We start from the raw sequence: 19,162 nt of genomic DNA, 5'->3' as shown, positions 1-19,162 counted from the left end.
CATGCTCGTGTTCGTCGCCCGCCGACTGGCAGCCGCCCTCGGCACGCTGCTGCTCTCCTCCGTACTCGTCTTCCTCGCCCTGCAGGCCCTGCCCGGCGACGTCGCCACTCAGATCCTCGGCAAGGACGCCACGCCGGACGCGGTGGCCGCCCTCCGCAAGCAGTTGGGGCTCGACCGGCCCGCCTGGGAACGCTACTTCGACTGGATCAAGGGGGCCGTGCACGGCGACTTCGGCACCTCGCTGGTCTCCCAGAAGCCCGTGGGGAGCGAAGTCGCCCAGTACCTCGGCAACTCCGCGCTCATCGCCGTCGTCACCATCCTGTTCGCGGTGACCGGCTCCCTCGTGCTCGGCGTCCTGGCCGGCCTGTACCGCGACCGCTGGGCCGACCACCTCATCTCGACCGCCGGCCTGGTCGGCATGAGCGTCCCCGAGTTCGTGGTCGCCACCGTGCTGGTGCTGTGCTTCTCGGTCGCGCTGCCGTGGTTCCCCGCCGTCGTCCTGTACGGCCCCGACGCGAGCGTCGGCCAACTCCTGCCCGCCGTCTGGCTTCCCGCACTCGCCCTCGCCATCGTCATGGCGGCCTACATCGTCCGCATGGCCCGCACTTCGGTGATCGACGTGATGGCGAGTGAGTACGTCACCACGGCCCGGCTCAAGGGACTGTCCACCTGGCGGGTCGTCACCCGGCACGCTCTCCCGAGCGCCCTGCTGCCGACCCTGCACGTGATCGCCCTGAACGTGGCCTGGCTCGTGGGCGGTGTCGCCGTCGTCGAGAACGTCTTCAACTACCCGGGCGTCGGCAAGCTGATGCTCACCTCCGTGCAGAACCGCGACCTGCCCGTCGTCCAGGCCGTCGCGCTGATCAGCGCCGTCGTCTACGTCGTCTGCAACCTCGCCGCCGACCTCGGCGCCATGGCACTCAACCCCAAGCTCCGTACGCGCGGGAGGACTTGATGACCACCCTCGACACACAACCGGTGACCCTGGCGGCAGCGCCGGGAGGCGCATCCCGCGCCTGGCACACCCTGCGCTCCTCCCGCACGGCCCTCGCCGGTCTCGCCGTCGTCGGCGTCCACACCCTGATCGCCCTGATCGCTCCGCTGCTCACCTCGTACGACCCCATCGCCAACGACCCCTCCCACGCGCTCCTCGGACCGAGCTGGTCGCACTGGGCCGGCACCGACCAGTACGGCCGGGACGTCCTCACCCGGGTGCTGTACGGCGGGCGGTACGCGCTCGGCGTGTCCGTCGTCGCCACCCTCATCGCCCTCGCCCTGGGCGCGGTGATCGGCTGTGCGGCGGCGCTGCGCGGCGGCTGGTTCGACGACGTCCTGGGCCGCGTCCTCGACGCGGTGCTCTCGGTGCCGGCCGTCCTCGCGCTGCTCGTCGTCGTGACCGCGCTCGGCACCGGCCCCGCGGTCATCGTGATCGCCGTCGCCGTGGTGTTCGTGCCCCAGGTCGTACGGGTGGTGCGCGGCGCGGCGCTCGCCGTCGTACCCGACGACTACGTGACCGCGGCCCGCGCCCGCGGCGAGCGCACCTGGTCGATCCTGTGGCGGGAGGTCCTGCCCAACATCGTCGACGTGGTGTGCGTGGAGTTCGCCATGCGGGCCTCCTGGGTCGTGCTGCTGATCTCCTCGCTGTCCTTCCTCGGCTTCGGCGCCGACCCGCCGACCCCCGACTGGGGGCTCATGGTCGCGGAGAACCGCACCGCCATCACCGTCGTCCCGATGGCGAGCCTCGCACCGATCATCGCCCTGGCCACGCTCGTGGTCGGGCTCAACCTCGCGGCCGACGGCCTGTCCAAGGCCTGGGGCGTCGACCGGATCAGGGAGGGTTCCTGATGACCTCTGCCGCTGTGGTTTCCGTCAACTCCCTTTGCGTGTCCTACCGTTCGGTCGGGCGTGACGTGCCCGTCGTGCAGGACGTGTCCTTCGAGGTCGCCGAGGGCCGCACGCTCGCCCTCGTCGGCGAGTCCGGCAGCGGCAAGTCGACCGTCGCGGCCACCCTGCTCGGCCACCTGCGGCACGGCTCGTGCCTGGACGGCGGGGCCGTGCGGGTCGACGGCCTCGACGTATTCGCCCTGCCTCCCAGGGAGTTGCGGCGCCTGCGGGGCGGAACCGTGGCGATGGTCGCGCAGAACGCCGGGCACGCGCTCACCCCGTCCATGCGCGTCGGACGGCAGATCGCTGAGGCGGGCGGTGCCGTGTCCGTCCCCGACCTGCTGGAGCAGGTACGGCTGCCCCGCCCCGCCGACCTCGCCCGCCGCTACCCGCACGAACTCTCCGGCGGCCAGCAGCAGCGTGTCGCCATCGCCATGGCCCTCGCGGCCCGCCCCAAGGTCCTCGTCCTCGACGAGCCCACGACCGGTCTGGACGTCGTCACCCAGCGCGGCATCCTCGACCTCGTCACCGCTCTGCGCGACGAACTCGGCCTGGCCGCCGTGCTGGTGAGCCACGACCTCGGGGTCGTCGCCCGGATGGCCGATGAGGTGAGCGTGCTGCGCGCGGGCCGGGTCGTGGAGGCGGCGCCCACGCGAACCCTCTTCTCCGCGGCCCGACACCCCTACACCAAGCGGCTGTTGGCGAGCGTGCCGCGTCTGACCGACGACGGTCTCGCCCTCGTGGGGGACGACGGCGAGCGCGAGGTCCGCGCCAGAGCCGTGGTGGCGGCGGACGCCCCGGTGGCGGTCTCGGCCGCGGAAGTCACCGTCGACTACGGGGCGGCGCGTGCCGTCCACGGCGTCTCCTTCGACGTCCGGCGCGGCGAGATCGTCGCCCTGGTGGGGGAGTCGGGCAGCGGGAAGTCCACCCTCGCCTGGTCCCTCGCCGGTCTGCGCGCTCCCTCCGGCGGGACGATGACCCACGGCTTCGGTGATCTGGCCAAGCCAGCACGTCAACGACCGACAGCGCTACGGCGTCTGGTGCAGCTGGTGTTCCAGAACGCCGACACCTCCCTCAACCCGCGCCGCACGGTCGGCGACGCGATCCGCCGCCCCCTGCGCTTCTTCGGCACCGCCCCCGACCGGCAGGCGGCCGCCGCGCGCGCCCTCGACCTCGTGCGGGACGTACGCCTCGACCCGGCGCTCGCCGCCCGGCTGCCCGCCCAGCTCTCCGGCGGCCAGCGTCAACGGATCTGCATCGCACGGGCGTTGGCGGGCGAGCCGGACGTGCTCATCGCCGACGAGATCACCACCGCCCTGGACGTCTCCGTGCAGGCCGAGGTGCTGCGGCTGCTCGACGACCTGCGCCGGGAACGGCAGTTGGCCTGTCTGTTCATCAGCCACGACCTGGCCGTCGTACGGGGCATCGCCGACCGCGTGCTCGTGCTGCGCCAGGGTGTGGTGGTGGAGGAGGGTCCCACCGAGGCCGTCTTCGCCGACCCGGCCCACCCCTACACCCGCGAACTGATGGCGGCCGCGCTCGAACCCGATCCCGACGCCGAGCCGTTCGTGGCGAAGGCGCCCGACTGGCTCGACGCGGCCGAACCCGGCGACCTGTGGGCCGACCACGGCGACGGCCACCGGGCTCGCCGCTGGCACCCGGCCGACACTCCTCTCCCCGAAGGAGTTTCGTGAAGTACCGAGAGCGGTTCGAGCGCCAGGTCGTGCGCGAGGACGTCTGGATCCCCACCCGCGACGGCAGGGTCCGCCTGCACGCCCGTGTCTGGCGCCCCGCCGACGCCGAGGCCGACCCGGTGCCCGCGCTGCTCGAATACCTCCCGTACCGCAAGAGCGACTGGACCGCCCCGCGCGACGCCCAGCGCCACCCCTGGTACGCGGGCCACGGCTACGCCTCCGTCCGCGTCGACATCCGTGGCCACGGCGACAGTGAGGGCGTACCGGGCGACGAGTACGACGCCCAGGAGCTGGCGGACGGCGTCGACGTCGTCAACTGGCTGGCCGAGCAGCCCTGGTGCACCGGCAAGGTCGGCATGTTCGGCATCTCCTGGGGCGGCTTCAACTCCCTCCAGATCGCCGCCCTGGCCCCCGAACCCCTCAAGGCGATCGTCACCGTCTGCTCCACCGACGACCGCTACGACAACGACGTGCACTACACCGGTGGCGCAGTCCTCGGCATCGACATGCTCGCCTGGGCCGGCACCATGCTCGCCTTCGCCGCCCGCCCGCCCGACCCGGCGAACGTCGGCGCCGACCGCTGGCTGCCGATGTGGCGCGAACGCCTCGACGCCCTCGAACCGTTCCTGCACACCTGGCTGGCCCACCAGCAGCGCGACGACTACTGGCGGCACGGCAGCGTCTGCGAGGACTACGGCGCGATCGGCGCGGCCGTCCTCGCGGTGGGCGGCTGGAACGATCCGTATCGCGACACGGTGCTGCGGCTGGTGGAACACCTTCCCGCCGACCGGGTACGGGGGTTGATCGGCCCCTGGTCCCACCAGTACCCGGACCGCGGACTTCCGCCCGGCCCGGCGATCGGCTTCCTCCAGGAAACCCTGCGCTGGTGGGACCACTGGCTGAAGGGCGCGGGCACCGGGGTCATGCGGGAGCCGCTCCTGCGCGCCTGGGTCAACGATGCGGTCCCGCCCGCCACTTCGTACGACGTCATGCCGGGCCGTTGGGTCGGCGACACGAACTGGCCCTCGCCACAGGTGACATGGCAGGAGCGCCCGCTGGGTGCGGAGGGCGCACCGCCCCTCGTCGTCCGCTCTCCGCAGCACACCGGCGTCGACGCCGGCCGTTTCTTCCCCTTCGGCAACGCGAGCGACCTGCCGCCGGACCAGCGGGAGGAGGACGGCCGTTCGGTCTGCCTCGACTCGGCGCCCCTGACCGCACGCGTCGAGATCCTCGGCCGCCCTCGGGTCCGGCTCAGCCTGGACAGCGCCACTCCGCGCGCCCACGTGATCGCCCGCCTGTGCGACGTGGCCCCCGACGGCTCGTCCACCCTCGTCACCCGGGGCGTGCTCAACCTGCTCGCCCGGCACGGACGGGACAAGGCCGTCGCATGGACGCCGGGGAGCTTCGAGGACGTCGAGTTCGAGCTGAGCGCCGTCGGGTACGCCTTCCCGCCCGGCCACCGCATCCGGGTCGCCGTGTCCGACACGTACTGGCCCTGGGTATGGCCGCACGGCGAACGCGGGAAGCTGACCCTGCTGCCCGCAGACAGCGCCCTCCTGCTGCCGGTGCGGACGGCCGGCGAAGAGCCGCCGATCCGCTTCGAGGAACCCGAACAGGCGCCACCGCTTGCGGTGACCTACGACGTCCCGAGCGAGCCGCGTCCCGAACGACTGGTCAGCCACGACGTGGCGGCAGGGGAGTGGACCCTGCAGGTCGACCCGCGTTACGGCGGCTCCCGCACCTACCCCGACGGCCTGCGCTACGAGGAGAGCGCCCGGGAGACGTACCGTATCCGCGGCGACGACCCGCTGTCGGCCTCGGCCGTCTCGGCGTGGACGATCCGGCTCAGCCGCGGCGAGGAATGGGATGCCGAGGTCGTCGCACGGACGGAACTGCGCGCCACGGCGGCGGAGTTCGTCATGGACAGTCACCTTGAGGCACGGGCGAACGGAGAGACAGTGGCCAAGCGCGCATGGCACCGCACCACCCCGAGGACGTCGGGATGAGGGCCGAGGACGTCGGGACGAAGGCCGAGAAGAGCCCGCGCCGCGCCGTGGCCGCCGCCGACCGCACCCGGCAGCCCACCGAGGTGCGCCGCCGACTCATCGTCGAGGCGGCGGTTCCGCTGATCGCGGAGCGCGGGTACGCCTCGGTCGGAGTCCGGGACGTCGCCGCCGCGGCCGGTGTGTCGGTCGGCACGGTCACCTACCACTTCGGCAGCGTCCAGGAGATCCTCTCCGAGGCGATGGTGCTGCAGATCGAGCGGTACTACACCGCCCTCAGCGAGGCCGCGGACCGGGCGACCAGCGGCGCGGAGGGACTGCGGCTCCTCGTCGATGCGCTGTTCACCGAGGACACCGACCGCCACTGGCGGATGTGGTTCGAGTACTGGAACGTCGGCGAGCACCATCCCGATCCGGCGTTCTCCCGCGGCCAGGACCGACGCTACGAGAGGTGGTACCGGCAGATCCGCACACTGGCCGAACGAGGCCTCGCCGACGGTGAGTTCACCTGCGACGACCTGGACGGCTTCACGGCCCGCTTCGCCGCCCTCGCCGACGGCCTGGCCCTGCAACGGCTGCGCCAGGCCCCGCCGCTGACCACAGAGGACGCGCGCCGCCATCTGAACCACTTCATCGACACGGAACTGCGCCGACGGAACTGAGGTCGTCAAGCATCAGCAGGGTGCGGGCCCGGGTCCGCACCTTCATGTAGGGCTGCCGCCTCCACCAGACCGCTGTCGATCAGGAGCTGATCCAGCACCTCGAAGTGGATGGTGCCGCCGACATGCTTCGTGGAGTCGTCCACGATGCGCTCCACGAAGTCCCAGCACCGGGTGAGCAGCTTCGTGTCCGGGCTGTCGCTCCTCAGCTGCGGCATCAGCACCGGCGTGATGAAGCATCCGGCCAGCAGTTCGTACAGCATCACGGCCGCGTCCTCGGTCAGGACAGCCGCTTCCGCGGGTCGGTGGAACATCTCGGCGATGGAGTCGGCGGATTCGGGGTCCGCCTGCCCGGGATCAACCGGCGCCGGCGGACCGGACACATCCGCGCCCAAGACGCGTGCAGCGGCGAGTGTCCGTCCTGGGCGTCATCAGGAGCTTCCCGTGATCTGATGCGTCGACCGCCTCGGTGAATCTCGGCTGATCGGAATTCCGTAGGGGACGCGGCTGTTCCGGAGCCACGGCGGATGCCGCGGCCGGTTTCTGACCATGTCCGTTCGAGGCACCGTACGCTCGCGACGCCGGAGCAGACCTGACCGACTGGCGACGTCGGCTCCGGCCCACGTCGAAGAACGTGAGCCGGAGCCAAGGGGGACACCGGAAGGAGCTGTTGGTCAGTCTGCTGACCGCACGGTGGGCGTGGCGAGGGCGACCGGTCCCGTGCGGGAGCCGCTCTTGCACGAGTCGTGGCAGTCCTTCTCCAGGCTGCAGCACAGTGAGCAGATCGCCCCGGAGTGGAAGGGGCAGTTCGCCACGTCCGGCCGCTCGAAGTCGGTCGTGCACACGGTGCAGGTCAGCATGGCCGCGGAGGGCAGGCCGTCCGCCCCGAGCAGCGGCTCCTCCAGGTCGTCGACGCGGGCGATGTAGTACTTGCCCCTGGTGAGCACCGCGAACAGCGGTGAGAGGACCATCGCGAGGAACAGGGCGATGAAGGGGGAGTAGGCCTTGCCGTAGTCACCGAAGGCGTCGAAGTAGGCCGCGATGGAGACGGCCGAGGCGATGAGCATCGAGCCGAAGCCGACCGGGTTGAAGTTGTACAGGTGGGCCCGCTTGAACTCGATGTACGAGGGGCTCAGCTTCAGTGGCTTGTTGATGACGAGGTCGGCGACGACGGCGCCGATCCACGCGATGGCCACGTTGGAGTAGAAGCCGAGGACGGTGTTGAGGAAGCCGAAGACGCCGCCCTCCATCAGGGCCAGCGCGATGCCGACGTTGAGGAAGATGTAGACGACGCGGCCGGGGTGACGGTGGGTCAGCCGGGAGAAGAAGTTCGACCAGGACAGCGAACCCGAGTACGCGTTCGTCGAGTTTATCTTTATCTGGGAGAGGATCACGAAGAACGTTGCCAGGCCCAGGGCAACGGGCGCGGCGAAGGTCTTGAAACCGTGGACGTACTGCTGGATGGGCTCGTTGGCCTTGGACAGGCCCACGCTGCCGGCGATGTAGAAGGCGAGGAAGGCCCCGCCGATCTGCTTGGCCGCGCCGAGCACCACCCAGCCGGGGCCGGCGGAGAGCACGGCGCCCCACCACTTCCTGCTGTTCTCGGGCGTCTTGTCGGGCATGAAGCGCAGGTAGTCGACCTGCTCGCCGATCTGCGCGATCAGTGAGAGGGCCACGCCGGCGCCCGCGCCGATGCCGAGCATGCTGATGCCGGAGCCGGTGGGGGAGTTGCCGGCGAAGTGTGTGAACTGCGAGAACTTGTCCGGCTCCTGGATGGCGATGGACACGAACGGCGCGACCATCAGCACCAGCCAGACCGGCTGCGTCCACACCTGCATCTTCGACAGCGCCGTCATGCCGTAGACGACGAGCGGCAGGATGATGAGGGAGCAGATCAGATAGCCGATGGCGAGCGGGATGTGCAGGCCGAGTTCCAGGGCCTGCGCCATGATCGAGCCTTCGAGGGCGAAGAAGATGAAGGTGAAGCTGGCGTAGATGACCGAGGTGAGCGTGGATCCGAGGTAGCCGAAGCCCGCGCCCCGGGTCAGCAGGTCCATGTCGATGGAGTACTTCGCCGAGTAGTACGAGATCGGTATGCCGGTCAGGAAGATGACCACAGCCGCGGCCAGGATCGCCACCATGGCGCTGGAGAAGCCGTTGGAGATGGCGATCGATCCGCCGATGGCGAAGTCGGCGAGGTAGGCGATGCCGCCGAGCGCCGTCGTGGCCACCACATAGGGGGTCCAGCGGCGGAACGACTTCGGCGCGTAGCGTAGTGAGTAGTCCTCCAACGTGTCGTTCTGCGCCCAGTTGTTGTACGTCCGTCCGCCCGTACTCGCCGGCGGTGCTTCCTTGTCGACGATCTCCGTCACGACATTCCCTCTTCCCAGCACTGGGGACGACCCGGGCGACCCCGGGTGATGCACGGAAGAGTCACGCCGCACTGTTTCTTGAGCGTTTCGCGTCCTTTAAGGGAAGAGTCCTTTGACGGGCCTTTATTCGACGCGCGTAGATGGTGTGCGGCCGGGAGCGTAACTGCGTGAGCTGGGCTGTTGTCGATCGGAGGGCGTGGCGAGCGGGGGGCTCGATTGAATACAGAAACCTCGCCTCGGCCAGATGCTTCCCGTAGAAAGTATTTCTGTGGCAGGCTAATGTCAACGGCAGGGAGCGGAGTCAGAGTTGGGTGACGATGTGGAAGTCGAAGGCATCCGCCCGTGCCAGGTACAGCCGTTGGGTGAGATGGTTGCCGCGCAGCCGCAGTGCGCCGCGCGGGCCCTCGTAGGAGACCGTTTCGGCCACCGTGCACATCGTCTTCACGTCCAGCGACCGCGCCCGCTCGGCCAATGCCGCCAGCAGGCGCACTCCTTCGAAGCACGACTCGCCCAGACTGCCCACCACGGGCGCCTCCACACCGAACCGCGCTGCGTAACGCGCGCCGAAGTCCAGGCTCTCGGCGGTCGCGAGCGTCTCGAAGAAACCGGCCGTCGCCCACAGTCCGTCGGTGGCGTCCGCACCGGTGGCCAGCAGGATGTTCTCGTCCATGTGGGTGCTCAATCGCAGGCACCGCTGATGCAGACCGTACCCGGCGAACGCCCGGTTGAAGTGAGCTGCGTCGTCCCCGACCAGCAGCATCAGTACGGCGTCTGCTTCGCACCGCTCGATCCGGCGCAGCACGGGACCGAAGTCGCTTGTTCCCAGGGGCACGAAGACCTCGTCGCGCACCAGGCCGCCGCACGCCCGGGCGTATTCCCGGGCGGTGCGGGCGGTCACGCGCGGCCACACATAGTCGTTGCCCACCGTGCACCAGCGTCGCGCGCCGGTCGCCTCGGCCAGCAGCCGCATCGCGGGCAGCAGTTGGGCGGCGTCGGTCTCGCCGGTCAGGAAGACCCCGGGGGTGTGTTCGCCGCCTTCGTACTGGGCGGTGTAGACGTACGGCAAGCGGCCCGCGATCCGCGGCAGCAGCGCCTGTCGCACCGCCGAGGTGTGCCAGCCCACCACCCCGTCGACGGCGCCCAGCGACACCAGCGCCTCGACTTCGGCCGCCACCTGCTCCGGCGATGCCCCGCCGTCCACCGTGACCAGGTGGACCTCCCGGTCCAGTACGCCGCCCGCGGCGTTCAGTTCCTCCGCGGCCAGTTGCGCGGCCAGCTCGCACGAAGGACCGAAGACCCCTGCCGGCCCCTGCAACGGCACGACCAAGGCCACGACCAGGGTCGTGCTCGAATCGCCATTACCTGTCGGCGGCACCGGATGCACAGACCACCTCCGTAAGGGCACTGGGCGCGCGGATCCCGCTCCGGGCCCCGGCACCCTCGCGGAGGCTCTTAATCTGCCCGAACAGTAGACCTACCGGAAGGACACCGGCAATGCCGTCCGAACCCTCCTCCCCGGACCTTGCTCACCTCCTCAGTCACGCCGAGCGAGGCCTCGGCCGGCGCTTGGCCGCGCTGCTGGCCGAGGAGGGCTGCTCGGTGGAGGAGTGGCGCGTACTGTCGGCCGTCGCCGACGGGCAGGGCCACCCGATGTCCGAAATCGCCGACCGCGCCCTCATGCCTCCGCCGAGTCTGACCAAGCTCGTCGACCGCATGGTTGCCGGCAACCTGGTCTACCGTCGGCCCGACCCCGACGACCGCCGCCGCGTCCTGCTGTACCTCACCGCTCGCGGGCGCATCCTCCACCAGCGCGCCGGCCACCGCGTCCACTCCGACCAAACCCGGCTTCTCGACGCCATCGGTGACCAGGGAGAACTCACCCGGCTCCTGCTTCTGCTCGCGGCGACGGTCGACGGGTTGCCTGCGGTGGCGCCCAGCAGACCGCAGAGTTGATCTTTTCGATCAATGGCGGCGGCCTCGCCCGTGTGCGGCGAAGCCGAGCCTGCGCTCCAGCGTCCTGGCGGTCGCGTGAGCGAGTGGGGCCCGTGCCGATCCGGAGTTGACGGAACGGGTGCGTGAACAGTTGCAGGAGCACGGACCGCGGGCGTTGTGCGTCGGCTGCATGTCTGCTGACGATCACCGTTGACGCCTGGGTCTCGGGTCTCCAACTCGACGACGTGCGAGACGGTCCGCCACCCGCCGATCGTCCGGCGGCGAAGCGTGCCCCACGGCGGGCCTCTCCGCTCCGTCGAGCCACTCCGTACGTTGCAGCTCAGGGCTCAGCCGGGCCGATGGCGCGATGTCGGTCACCAGGTCCCATGCCGGCGACGGAGCAGCTTCCATGTCGCGCAGGTGTCCCTCTTCCGTGATCCGGGCCGGCCCGGATGCGGCTGACGGCCGGCGGGACCCACCGACCAACGACGTTCGTGCAAAGTCCCCTTGGCGTGTGCCCGATCACCGGGATGAGCGTCCCGCACCAGCTGTCCCGTCCCGGCGTCGCACCTCAACTGTCGTAGTCGACCGTGAGGGTGTCGGAGGCGGCGAAGGTCTGGCAGTTGAGGACGTAGCCCGCGGAGACCTCCGCCGGTTCCAGGGGGCAGTTGCGGCGCATGTCGGCCCGGCAGGTTCCGCAGTCGCCGTCCTTGCGCGCGAACGGAAGGCCGGGGCAGGCCTGTTGGGCGCCATCGAGGACCACGGTGACCTCGCTCGCCGCGTCGCCGTCGGTGGCGTCGTCGCGGTCGGCAGCGGGCGCCGCGGGCGGGTCCTCATCCGCGTGGAACAGTTCCTGGTGCACGCGGCCCGCCGTGATGCCGAGCCCGGCGAGGAGCGTGCCGGCGTCGCGGACCATGCTGTGCGGGCCACACGGTCCGCCGGACCCAGCACAGTGGCCAGACGCTCACGCGCTGACACGAACGCTGATCAGGCGAGTCCGTCCACTCCTCGGGCCAGGATTGACGGACACTGGATGTCATGACGCGCAAGCCCGGCTCACCGTCCCGCCGTACCCTGCTGCTGGGCGCGACCGGCACTCTCGTCGGCGTGGCGGCCTGCTCCGGCGGCTCCTCGCACACCGCGCCGTCGCAGTCCGGCACCGCCCGTTCCGGGCGTGCCTCCGCCGCTTCCGGATCCGTTGCGGCGTTCCCTCCCACCTCGCAGGCCGCCGCCCTGCCGCCCACCACGCCGTGGCGTCCGACCTCGGCCGAGGTCACGCCGGCCGCCAAACTCCGTGCCGTTCAGGTCGTCGAGGCGATCGGGGCGTGGCCGTCCGGCAAGGGTGGTGCGGCCGCGGCCAGGGCGCGGGTGGCCGCGCTCCGGCTGCCCACCGGCCTGGTCGACGAGGCCGGTCCGCTGCTGCCGGATGCGGACGCGGCCGTGCTGCAGGTGGTCAACGCCCAGTACGGCGGCATCCTCACCGACTCCGCGAGTGTGCTCGTCGTATGCCGCCAGTGGACCAGCCGCGGCGGCCGGGTGAGCGCCGGTGGTACGACGGTCGATGTACGGCTGACCCGGGCGGCCTCCGGCTGGACGGTGACCGCACTGTACCCGGCCCAACCGGGAGCCGCCGTGTCGGCGCTGCCCGCGCGCGCCCGCGCGGTTCTGGCCGACTCCCGTGTCGAACTGCCGCCCGCCGCGCAGGCCGACCTGCACAGCGGGCAGGTACACGACAGTGTTCTCGCGGCGATGCTGCGTCTGGCGGGCACCTACCGGATGTACGTCAGCGTGGTCCGCTCCGGCCACCCCCTCGACGTCTTCGGCACCAGCCGCCCCAGCGACCATCCGCTCGGGCGGGCCTTCGACGTGTGGCAGATCGACGGTCACGCGGTGGTCGACCCGGCCACTTCCCGCACGCTGATCGAGCGCTTCATGCGGGACGCGGCAGCGGCCGGCTCCTACAACGTCGGCGGACCCGTCCTGTTGTCCGGCGGCGGCGCTGCCAACCAGTTCTTCAGCGACAACACCCACCACGACCACGTACACATCGGCTTCGACCACTGACCTTGTCCGTACAGCTGCAGGTCAGCCGATGAGCCCCGGCGTCACAGCCCGTTGCGGACCATGACGGTTCCGCCGCTCGACAGGGAGTTCCAGTTGGCGCTGGTGGCCCACGCCGATGGTGTGGGCGTTGTTGTAGCGGGCCACCGCGGACACGTCCAACTGCTCAACCGGCTGCCGCCGTACGGATCCCGAGTGACACATGGGGCGAAGGCCCCATCAGCCCAAAAAACGCTTGGACGCCGTGGGTGTCGTCGCGGGACACTCCCATCCCGCCGCACAACCACACGGGATCGGGATGGGATCACCTCAAGCAAGCAAGGTTCCCCCGCGCAGGGGCTCCGTGCTCCTCGCACTTCGTTACTACGGACGGGAGTTGGGCCGGCTACGGGTGTGGGCCGTGCCCGGCATGCTGCTCCCGGCACTCGGCAACATCGGGATCAACTACGTCGCGCCGCTGGTCGTCGCGAAACTCGTCGGCCGCATCGCCGGGAACGCCGACATCGGAATCGGTTCGACACTGCCGTACGTCCTCGCCTTCGCCGGTGTCCTGCTGCTGGCGGAGGCGCTGTGGCGGATCGGTCTGCACTGCCTGAACCGCCTCGACGCCCTCGGGATCGAGCACCTGTACGTGCTCGGCATGGACGAGCTGTTCGCCAAGGACGCCGCCTTCTTCCACGACAACTTCGCCGGGGCGCTCACCAAGAGGGTGCTGAGTTTCGCCTCCCGCTTCGAGGAGTTCGCCGACACGCTGACCTTCAACATCATGGGCAGCCTCGTACCGCTGCTGTTCGGGTCGGTGGTGCTGTGGCGCTACGAACCGCTGCTCGTCGTAGGGCTGTTGGTGATGATCGGCGTGACGGCGCTGTGCGTGGCACCGCTCATCCGGCGCCGCCAGCGGCTCGTCGACCAGCGCGAGGAGGCGATCGCCCGGGTGTCGGGGCATGTCGCCGACAGCCTGATGAACATGGATACGGTCAGGGCGTTCGCCGCGGAGCGCCGCGAGGCCGCCGAGCACCGCACCCGTGTCGCCCACTCGCGACGGCTCACACTCAGGTCGTGGGACTACGGCAACCTGCGCATCGACACGCTGGTGGCGCCGATGTCCGTACTGACCAATGTGCTGGGCCTGCTGCTCGCGGTCGCGCTCGGCGGGGGCGAGCACGGGGTGGAGGCGGTCGTGGTCGCCTTCACCTACTACAGCAACGCCACAAAGATCATGTTCGAGTTCAACCAGATCTACCGCCGCCTGGAGAGCTCGATGACGGAGGCCGCACAGTTCACCGAGCTGTTGCTGGTTCCGCCGACCGTGCTCGACCCGGCTTCGCCGGAGCCGCTGCTGCCGGGGCCCGCGGATGTCCGTTTCGAGCGGGTGACCTTCGCCCACGGGGGAGGCGAGCCGCTCTTCCGTGGCCTCGATCTGGCCGTGTCCAGCGGCACGAAGATCGGTCTCGTCGGCCGCTCGGGCGGCGGGAAGACCACGCTGTCACGGCTGCTGCTGCGGATGATGGACATCGACGGCGGCCGGATCCTGGTCGGCGGTCAGGACATCAGCCGGATGCGCCAGTCCGACCTGCGCGGACTGATCGCCTACGTGCCGCAGGACCCGGCGATGTTCCACCGCACGCTGAAGGAGAACATCGCCTTCGCCCGGCCGGACGCCACCGACGCCGAGATCCGCCGCGCGGCCGAGGCGGCGCACGTCACGGAGTTCGCCGACGTGCTGCCGGACGGCTTCGACACCATGGTGGGCGAGCGCGGAATCAAGCTGTCCGGCGGACAGCGCCAGCGGGTCGCCCTGGCCCGGGCGATCCTGCGGGACGCGCCGATCCTGCTGCTCGACGAGGCGACCAGCGCCCTGGACTCCGAGAGCGAGGTCCTGGTGCAGGAGGCGCTCTGGCGGCTCATGGAGGGGCGGACGGCACTCGTGGTGGCGCACCGGCTGAGCACGGTCGCCGGAATGGACCGGCTCGTCGTCCTCGACCGCGGACGGATCGTCGAGCAGGGTACGCACCAGGAACTGCTCGCGGCCCAGGGTGCCTACGCGAAGCTGTGGCAGCACCAGTCGGGCGGATTCCTCGACGACAGTGCCGTGGACGACAGTGCCGTCCCAGGCAGTGCCATGGAAGACACTGCCCTGGAGGACAGTCCCGCACGGGCCGACCTGCACTGACCGGCGGATCACACCCGTCTGGGGGCCTCTCCGCCCTGCTCCTCCCTCTCGTTCTGCCGGTGGGGAAGCGTGGGGCGGAGATCTCCGGTGGCCATCCTGGCCACCATGTCGGCGAGCTGCCCGCAGGCCCGGGCGATCTCCTGCTGGGTCTGGTTCCGCTCACTGACGACGGCCGCGAGCAGCAGCGCGGTCAGCGCGGCGGAGCCGTTGAACGCCTGCAGCGTGATCATGTTGGTGAGCAGGTCGTGACCATGGAACGGCCCCGATCCCCGGGCGGCCGCGATGATCGCGAAGGTCGACACGGCCAGCGCGCAGGGCGCGGCCCCCGCCAGCTGGAAGCGGAAGGCCGCCCAGATCAGCAGCGGGATGCCGAGGAACAGCAGCGGAGCATGGCTGATCTCGAGGAAGCCGACGCCGATGGTGGCGGCCACCAGCAGCAGCCCCTCGACCCAGCGGAACGGCGGCGCGTCCTTCGGCCGGTGTGCCGAGCGCAGGACGAGCAGGACCGGCGTCACCACCAGGACGCCCATCGCGTCACCGGTCCACCACACCGACCACGTCGGCCAGAAGTCGCCCGGGCCGAGCACTCCGGCGAGGACCAGGGTCGCGCTGCCGGTCGTCGAGCTGACCAGCATGCCGGTGAACGCCCCGAGAAAGATCAGGGCCAGGGCGTCCCGCAAACGGTCCAGGGCGTTGCGGAAGCCCGTCCGGCGCAGCAGCTCGTAGGAGCAGACGGGCGCGAGGGTGTTGCCCGCCACGATGGCGAGTACGGCCGGCAGGGAGGGCCCCAGCGACACGTTGACCAGGAACGCGCCGAGGGCGATCCCGGGCCACACCCGCCGGCCGCGCAGGAGCAGACCGGCCACCGCGATACCGCTGGGCGGCCACAGCGGCGTGACCTGACCTCGCACCATCTGCTGGAGCAGCCCCACCTTGGCCGAGCCGAAGTACAGGGCGGCAACGACACAGATCTCCAGGGCGGCCGAGCCGCTGTGCCGGAGCCGTTCATGCCGGGCGACAGCCATCGGGCGACCTCCGTGTCGACATCGGCCCGAAGCCCATCATCCGCCGCATCCCCGGGATCCTCCACGGCGCAGGCCACGCGGCTCGGCGCCGCCGGTCAGGCGGGCGGGGTGCGCAGGGCGAGGATCGCCATGTCGTCGTGACCGTCGCTCGGGTGGTGGTCGGCCAGTGTCCGGACGAACTCCGGCAGGGGCAGGGCGACATGGGCGGAGGCGAGCTCGGCGAGCTCGTTCAGGCTCTCGTCGATGGGATGGCCGGGATGTTCGACCAGACCGTCGGTGAAAAAGACCACGGTGGCGGCCGGGGGCAGCGAACGGGAGTGGTCGGGCCGGGGCTGCGCGGTGTCGACGCCGAGCGGCACCCCGGGCTCGACGAGCAGGTACTCCACCCGGCCGTCAGGGGCGATCAGCAGGGGCGGGACGTGGCCCGCGCTGCTCCAGCGCAGCCGCCGGCCCGGGCCCTCCGGCTCGATGCGGGCCAGCGTCGTGGTCGTGACGGGGTTGTCCGTGAGGGCCTCCAGGGTCCGGTCCAGCTGGGCGAGGATCGCGCCGGGTGAACTGCGCTGGTCGAACAGGAGCGCGCGCAGCATGTTGCGGGTGGAGGCCATGGCGGCCGCGGCATGCAGATCGTGACCGACCACGTCGCCGATGACGACCGCCACCACGTCGTCGGGCAGCGGGATGGCGTCGTACCAGTCCCCGCCGAGCTGACTGGGCTCGGCGGCGGGCCGGTAGATGGCGGCGGCGGTGAACGGCCGCAGATCGGGCAGGGTGGGCAGCAGAAGCCGCTGGAACTGCTCGGCTCCGACCCGGATCCGTTCGAAGAGGCGGACGTTCTCGATCGCGATGCCTGCGGCGCCGGCCAGGGCGACGACGACGCTCTCGTCGTGCGCGTCGAAGGGCTGCCCGTCGCGCCGCTCGGACAGGTAGAGGTCGCCGTAGATCTCTCCCCGCACACTGATGGCGACGCCGAGCAGGGTGTGCAGGCACGGGTGGCCGGGCGGGAACCCGGCGGAGGACGGATGGGCAGGGATGTCGGTGACCCGCAGGGGCTCGGGGTAGCGGATCAGGTGGCCGAGGACGCCCAGGCCCCGGGGCAGGCCCGTCTCGGCCAGGGCGTTGCGTTCCTGCTCGGACAGGCCCGCCGAGATGAACTGCTCCAGGCCCTGCCCGGATTCGTTGAGAACGCCCAGCGCCCCGTAGCGGGCTCCGACCAGGTCCATGGCGGTGGTCACGATGCGGTGCAGCACCGCGGGCAGTTCCACCTCGCGGCTGATGGCCATCACCGCGTCCAGCAGGCCCTGCAGCCGGTCCATGGTGGACAGCAGGGCGCGCAGCTGGTCGTCGATCCGGCCCACTTCGGAACGCAGACGTAGCTGCAGGTCGCGAAGGTCCGGCTGCCTGGGCTGTCTCCCTTCCCTGTCTCCCGTCATGGCTGCCTCCTGAGCCGGTCCCCACACCAGCGTCGCACGGCCGACCAGGGCGAACGGCAATTACGCCACCGGCGGCGCGGTTCGCGAACGGGCCTTTCCGCTCGCCAGCACCGCGTGGATGAGCGCCAGCAGGTCCGGGACGGCCGGGTGCCCGGGGCCCTCGCGCCAGGCGAGGACGACGGGCACGGGCGGCGCGTCCACGAGTGGCCGGAAGACCAGCGACGGGTGGGTGTGGTTGCCGGGGGTGGCCGTCGTGGAGACGCCCACGGCGCGGCCCGCGGCGATGGCCATCAGCCACTCGTCCGTGTTGGTGACCTCCAGGGTGGCGGCGGGGCGGGCCGCGGCCGGCCACAGGTCCATCGTCGTGGTGCCGGAGACGGTGTTGAGGGCGATGCGATGCGCGGCCAGATCCGCCAGGGTGACCCGGGGCAGCGCTGCCAGCGGGCTGTCCGCCGACATCACCGCCACCCGCTCCTCCGACACCAGCAACTCGGTGCGCAGCCCGGCCGCAGGGACCGTGCCGCGCAGCAGGGCGGCGTCGACCCTGCCCTGGGTGAGGCCCGCCGTACGGTCGTCGATGCGCAGTAGCCGCAGAGGGACCTCCGGGTGCGTTTCGTCCCAGCGGCGCAGCAACGCGACGGTGTGGTCGCCGAGCGCCGCCCAGGGGTGGCCCAGGCGCAGCGGCCAGGTCCGCAGGTGGCGCGCGTCCAGAGCCGTGTCCACGGCGGCGAGGGCGGCGGCGGCCTTGTCGCGGAAGGTGCGGCCCTCGGCGGTGAGTTCGAGATGGTGGGTGGAGCGGTCGACGAGACGGCCGCCCAGGTGGTCTTCCAGCTGGCGCAGGGTGCGCGAGAGCGCGGGCTGGCTCAGCCGCAGACGGGCTGCGGCACGGGTGATGTTGCCCTCCTCGGCGATGGCGAGGAAGGCCCGCAGATGCCGCAGCTCGATGGTCATGCCTCAGGAGCATAACCGCAGTGGAATCGGCATTTCACAGGCCGCAGCCGGGTTCCTACCGTGAACGGCATGACCTCCACCGCTCGCACCTCCTCCACCTCGACGCCCGCGCCCGTCCTGGTCCGTCATGCGGCCGGCCGCGGCAGCCTCGGCGGTGTCGGCCTGATGCTGGCAGGAGCGGTGTCCGTGCAGTTCGGGTCGGCCTGCGCCGCACTGCTCTTCCCCCGCGCCGGAGCGTTCGGCGCGGTCGCCCTGCGGGTGACGTTCGCCGCGGTGCTGCTGCTGGTCGTCACCCGGCCGCGGCTGCGCGGGCACTCGCGCGGCGACTGGGCGGTGGTCTGCGGGTTCGGACTGGCCCTCGGCGGCATGAACCTCCTCTTCTACCAGGCCATCGACCGCATCCCACTGGGCGCGGCGGTCACCGTGGAGGTGCTCGGCCCGCTCCTGCTGTCCGTCCTCGTCTCCCGTCGCGTCGCCGGCCTGCTGTGGGCAGGCCTCGCACTGGCCGGGGTCGTCCTGCTGGGCGGGGGCGGCTTCGACCGGCTCAACCTCGCCGGGGTGGCCTTCGCGCTGAGCGCCGGCGCGCTGTGGGCGGCGTACATCGTGCTCAACTCCCGGGCGGGCGCCCGCTTCCCGCGGCTGGACGGGCTGGCGATCGCGATGGCGGTCGCCGCCCTGGTCAGCCTGCCGCTGGGCATCGGGGCGGCGGGCGGCACGCTGCTGGAGCCCACCGTGCTCGGCCTGGGCCTGGCCATCGCCCTACTGAGCTCGGCGGTGCCCTACACCCTCGAACTGCTCGCCCTGCGCCGCCTGCCCGCCGCGACCTTCGCGGTCCTGACGAGCCTGGCACCCGCCATCGCCGCTCTGGCGGGCTACCTGGTTCTGGACCAGGGCCTGTCACTGCCGCAGTGCGCCGCGATCGCGCTGGTCGTCACGGCGAGCGTGGGCGCGGTCCGCACGGGGAACCGCTGACGGGGT

The 19,162-nt window shown here is 71.1% G+C and carries 16 protein-coding genes and 1 pseudogene; 9 read left to right on the top strand and 8 right to left on the bottom strand.

The window, feature by feature from the left end:
* Window position 1 precedes the first annotated feature (1 nt).
* From AB0N07_RS07805 to AB0N07_RS07785, 5 genes are read left to right on the top strand one after another with little or no spacing between them, the layout of a single operon-like run.
* Window positions 2-955: an ABC transporter permease gene (locus tag AB0N07_RS07805; protein WP_365833193.1), complete on the top strand. Its 954-nt coding sequence runs from the start codon at window positions 2-4 to the stop codon at window positions 953-955.
* Window positions 955-1,845, top strand: a complete 891-nt coding sequence (locus AB0N07_RS07800; protein WP_365833191.1) for an ABC transporter permease — start codon at window positions 955-957, stop codon at window positions 1,843-1,845. The genes AB0N07_RS07805 and AB0N07_RS07800 overlap by 1 nt, the downstream gene beginning before the upstream one ends.
* The gene (locus AB0N07_RS07795; RefSeq protein WP_365833189.1) at window positions 1,845-3,578 is read left to right on the top strand and encodes an ABC transporter ATP-binding protein; all 1,734 of its coding nucleotides are present in this window, start codon (window positions 1,845-1,847) and stop codon (window positions 3,576-3,578) included. Before AB0N07_RS07800 ends, AB0N07_RS07795 begins: the two co-directional genes overlap by 1 nt.
* Entirely contained in the window at window positions 3,575-5,584 is a 2,010-nt protein-coding gene (locus tag AB0N07_RS07790; RefSeq protein WP_365833187.1) for a CocE/NonD family hydrolase, read from the top strand. Before AB0N07_RS07795 ends, AB0N07_RS07790 begins: the two co-directional genes overlap by 4 nt.
* Window positions 5,581-6,243: a TetR/AcrR family transcriptional regulator gene (locus tag AB0N07_RS07785; RefSeq protein WP_365833185.1), complete on the top strand. Its 663-nt coding sequence runs from the start codon at window positions 5,581-5,583 to the stop codon at window positions 6,241-6,243. The genes AB0N07_RS07790 and AB0N07_RS07785 overlap by 4 nt, the downstream gene beginning before the upstream one ends.
* Before the next feature lie 5 nt (window positions 6,244-6,248).
* Here the strand turns inward: AB0N07_RS07785 and AB0N07_RS07780 are convergent, their stop codons facing one another.
* The 3 genes from AB0N07_RS07780 to AB0N07_RS07770 all read right to left on the bottom strand — a co-directional run bounded on the left by AB0N07_RS07780 (window position 6,249) and on the right by AB0N07_RS07770 (window position 9,996).
* Window positions 6,249-6,554 (bottom strand): hypothetical protein, encoded by a 306-nt coding sequence (locus AB0N07_RS07780; protein ID WP_365833183.1) that lies wholly within the window; start codon window positions 6,552-6,554, stop codon window positions 6,249-6,251.
* A gap of 360 nt (window positions 6,555-6,914) precedes the next feature.
* Window positions 6,915-8,612, bottom strand: a complete 1,698-nt coding sequence (locus tag AB0N07_RS07775; protein WP_365833181.1) for a hypothetical protein — start codon at window positions 8,610-8,612, stop codon at window positions 6,915-6,917.
* Window positions 8,613-8,913: 301 nt separating this feature from the next.
* Complete coding sequence (locus AB0N07_RS07770; RefSeq protein WP_365833179.1) at window positions 8,914-9,996, bottom strand: substrate-binding domain-containing protein; 1,083 nt, start codon at window positions 9,994-9,996, stop codon at window positions 8,914-8,916.
* 110 nt (window positions 9,997-10,106) lie between these two features.
* Here AB0N07_RS07770 and AB0N07_RS07765 point away from each other — a divergent pair, with 110 nt between their 5' ends.
* Entirely contained in the window at window positions 10,107-10,565 is a 459-nt protein-coding gene (locus tag AB0N07_RS07765) for a MarR family winged helix-turn-helix transcriptional regulator (protein ID WP_365833177.1), read from the top strand.
* A gap of 550 nt (window positions 10,566-11,115) precedes the next feature.
* On the opposite strand, the pseudogene AB0N07_RS07760 reads toward AB0N07_RS07765, so the two are convergent.
* Window positions 11,116-11,475 (bottom strand): annotated as a pseudogene (locus AB0N07_RS07760) (2Fe-2S iron-sulfur cluster-binding protein); the annotation flags it as partial.
* Window positions 11,476-11,582: 107 nt separating this feature from the next.
* Here AB0N07_RS07760 and AB0N07_RS07755 point away from each other — a divergent pair.
* Window positions 11,583-12,608, top strand: coding sequence for a hypothetical protein (locus AB0N07_RS07755; protein WP_365833175.1), 1,026 nt, complete (start codon window positions 11,583-11,585; stop codon window positions 12,606-12,608).
* A 21-nt stretch (window positions 12,609-12,629) separates the two neighbouring features.
* Here the strand turns inward: AB0N07_RS07755 and AB0N07_RS07750 are convergent, their stop codons facing one another.
* Window positions 12,630-12,809: a hypothetical protein gene (locus AB0N07_RS07750; RefSeq protein ID WP_365833173.1), complete on the bottom strand. Its 180-nt coding sequence runs from the start codon at window positions 12,807-12,809 to the stop codon at window positions 12,630-12,632.
* Window positions 12,810-12,903: 94 nt separating this feature from the next.
* Here AB0N07_RS07750 and AB0N07_RS07745 point away from each other — a divergent pair, with 94 nt between their 5' ends.
* Window positions 12,904-14,778 (top strand): ABC transporter ATP-binding protein, encoded by a 1,875-nt coding sequence (locus tag AB0N07_RS07745; protein ID WP_365833171.1) that lies wholly within the window; start codon window positions 12,904-12,906, stop codon window positions 14,776-14,778.
* A gap of 8 nt (window positions 14,779-14,786) precedes the next feature.
* Here the strand turns inward: AB0N07_RS07745 and AB0N07_RS07740 are convergent, their stop codons facing one another.
* From AB0N07_RS07740 to AB0N07_RS07730, 3 genes are all read right to left on the bottom strand, one after another.
* On the bottom strand, window positions 14,787-15,803 hold the full coding sequence (locus tag AB0N07_RS07740) for an MASE1 domain-containing protein (RefSeq protein ID WP_365833169.1): 1,017 nt from the start codon (window positions 15,801-15,803) through the stop codon (window positions 14,787-14,789).
* Window positions 15,804-15,898: 95 nt separating this feature from the next.
* Window positions 15,899-17,233, bottom strand: a complete 1,335-nt coding sequence (locus AB0N07_RS07735; RefSeq protein ID WP_365833167.1) for a GAF domain-containing SpoIIE family protein phosphatase — start codon at window positions 17,231-17,233, stop codon at window positions 15,899-15,901.
* A 60-nt stretch (window positions 17,234-17,293) separates the two neighbouring features.
* Window positions 17,294-18,184 (bottom strand): LysR family transcriptional regulator, encoded by an 891-nt coding sequence (locus tag AB0N07_RS07730; RefSeq protein ID WP_365833165.1) that lies wholly within the window; start codon window positions 18,182-18,184, stop codon window positions 17,294-17,296.
* Between the two features lie 69 nt (window positions 18,185-18,253).
* Here AB0N07_RS07730 and AB0N07_RS07725 point away from each other — a divergent pair, with 69 nt between their 5' ends.
* Entirely contained in the window at window positions 18,254-19,156 is a 903-nt protein-coding gene (locus AB0N07_RS07725; protein WP_365833163.1) for an EamA family transporter, read from the top strand.
* Window positions 19,157-19,162: the final 6 nt, after the last annotated feature.

The sequence above is a fragment of the Streptomyces sp. NPDC051172 genome (assembly GCF_040682555.1).
Taxonomy (GTDB): Bacteria; Actinomycetota; Actinomycetes; order Streptomycetales; family Streptomycetaceae; genus Streptomyces.
The sequence above is the reverse complement of the archived record's forward strand: the minus strand, read 5'-3'. Positions and strand labels throughout refer to the sequence as shown.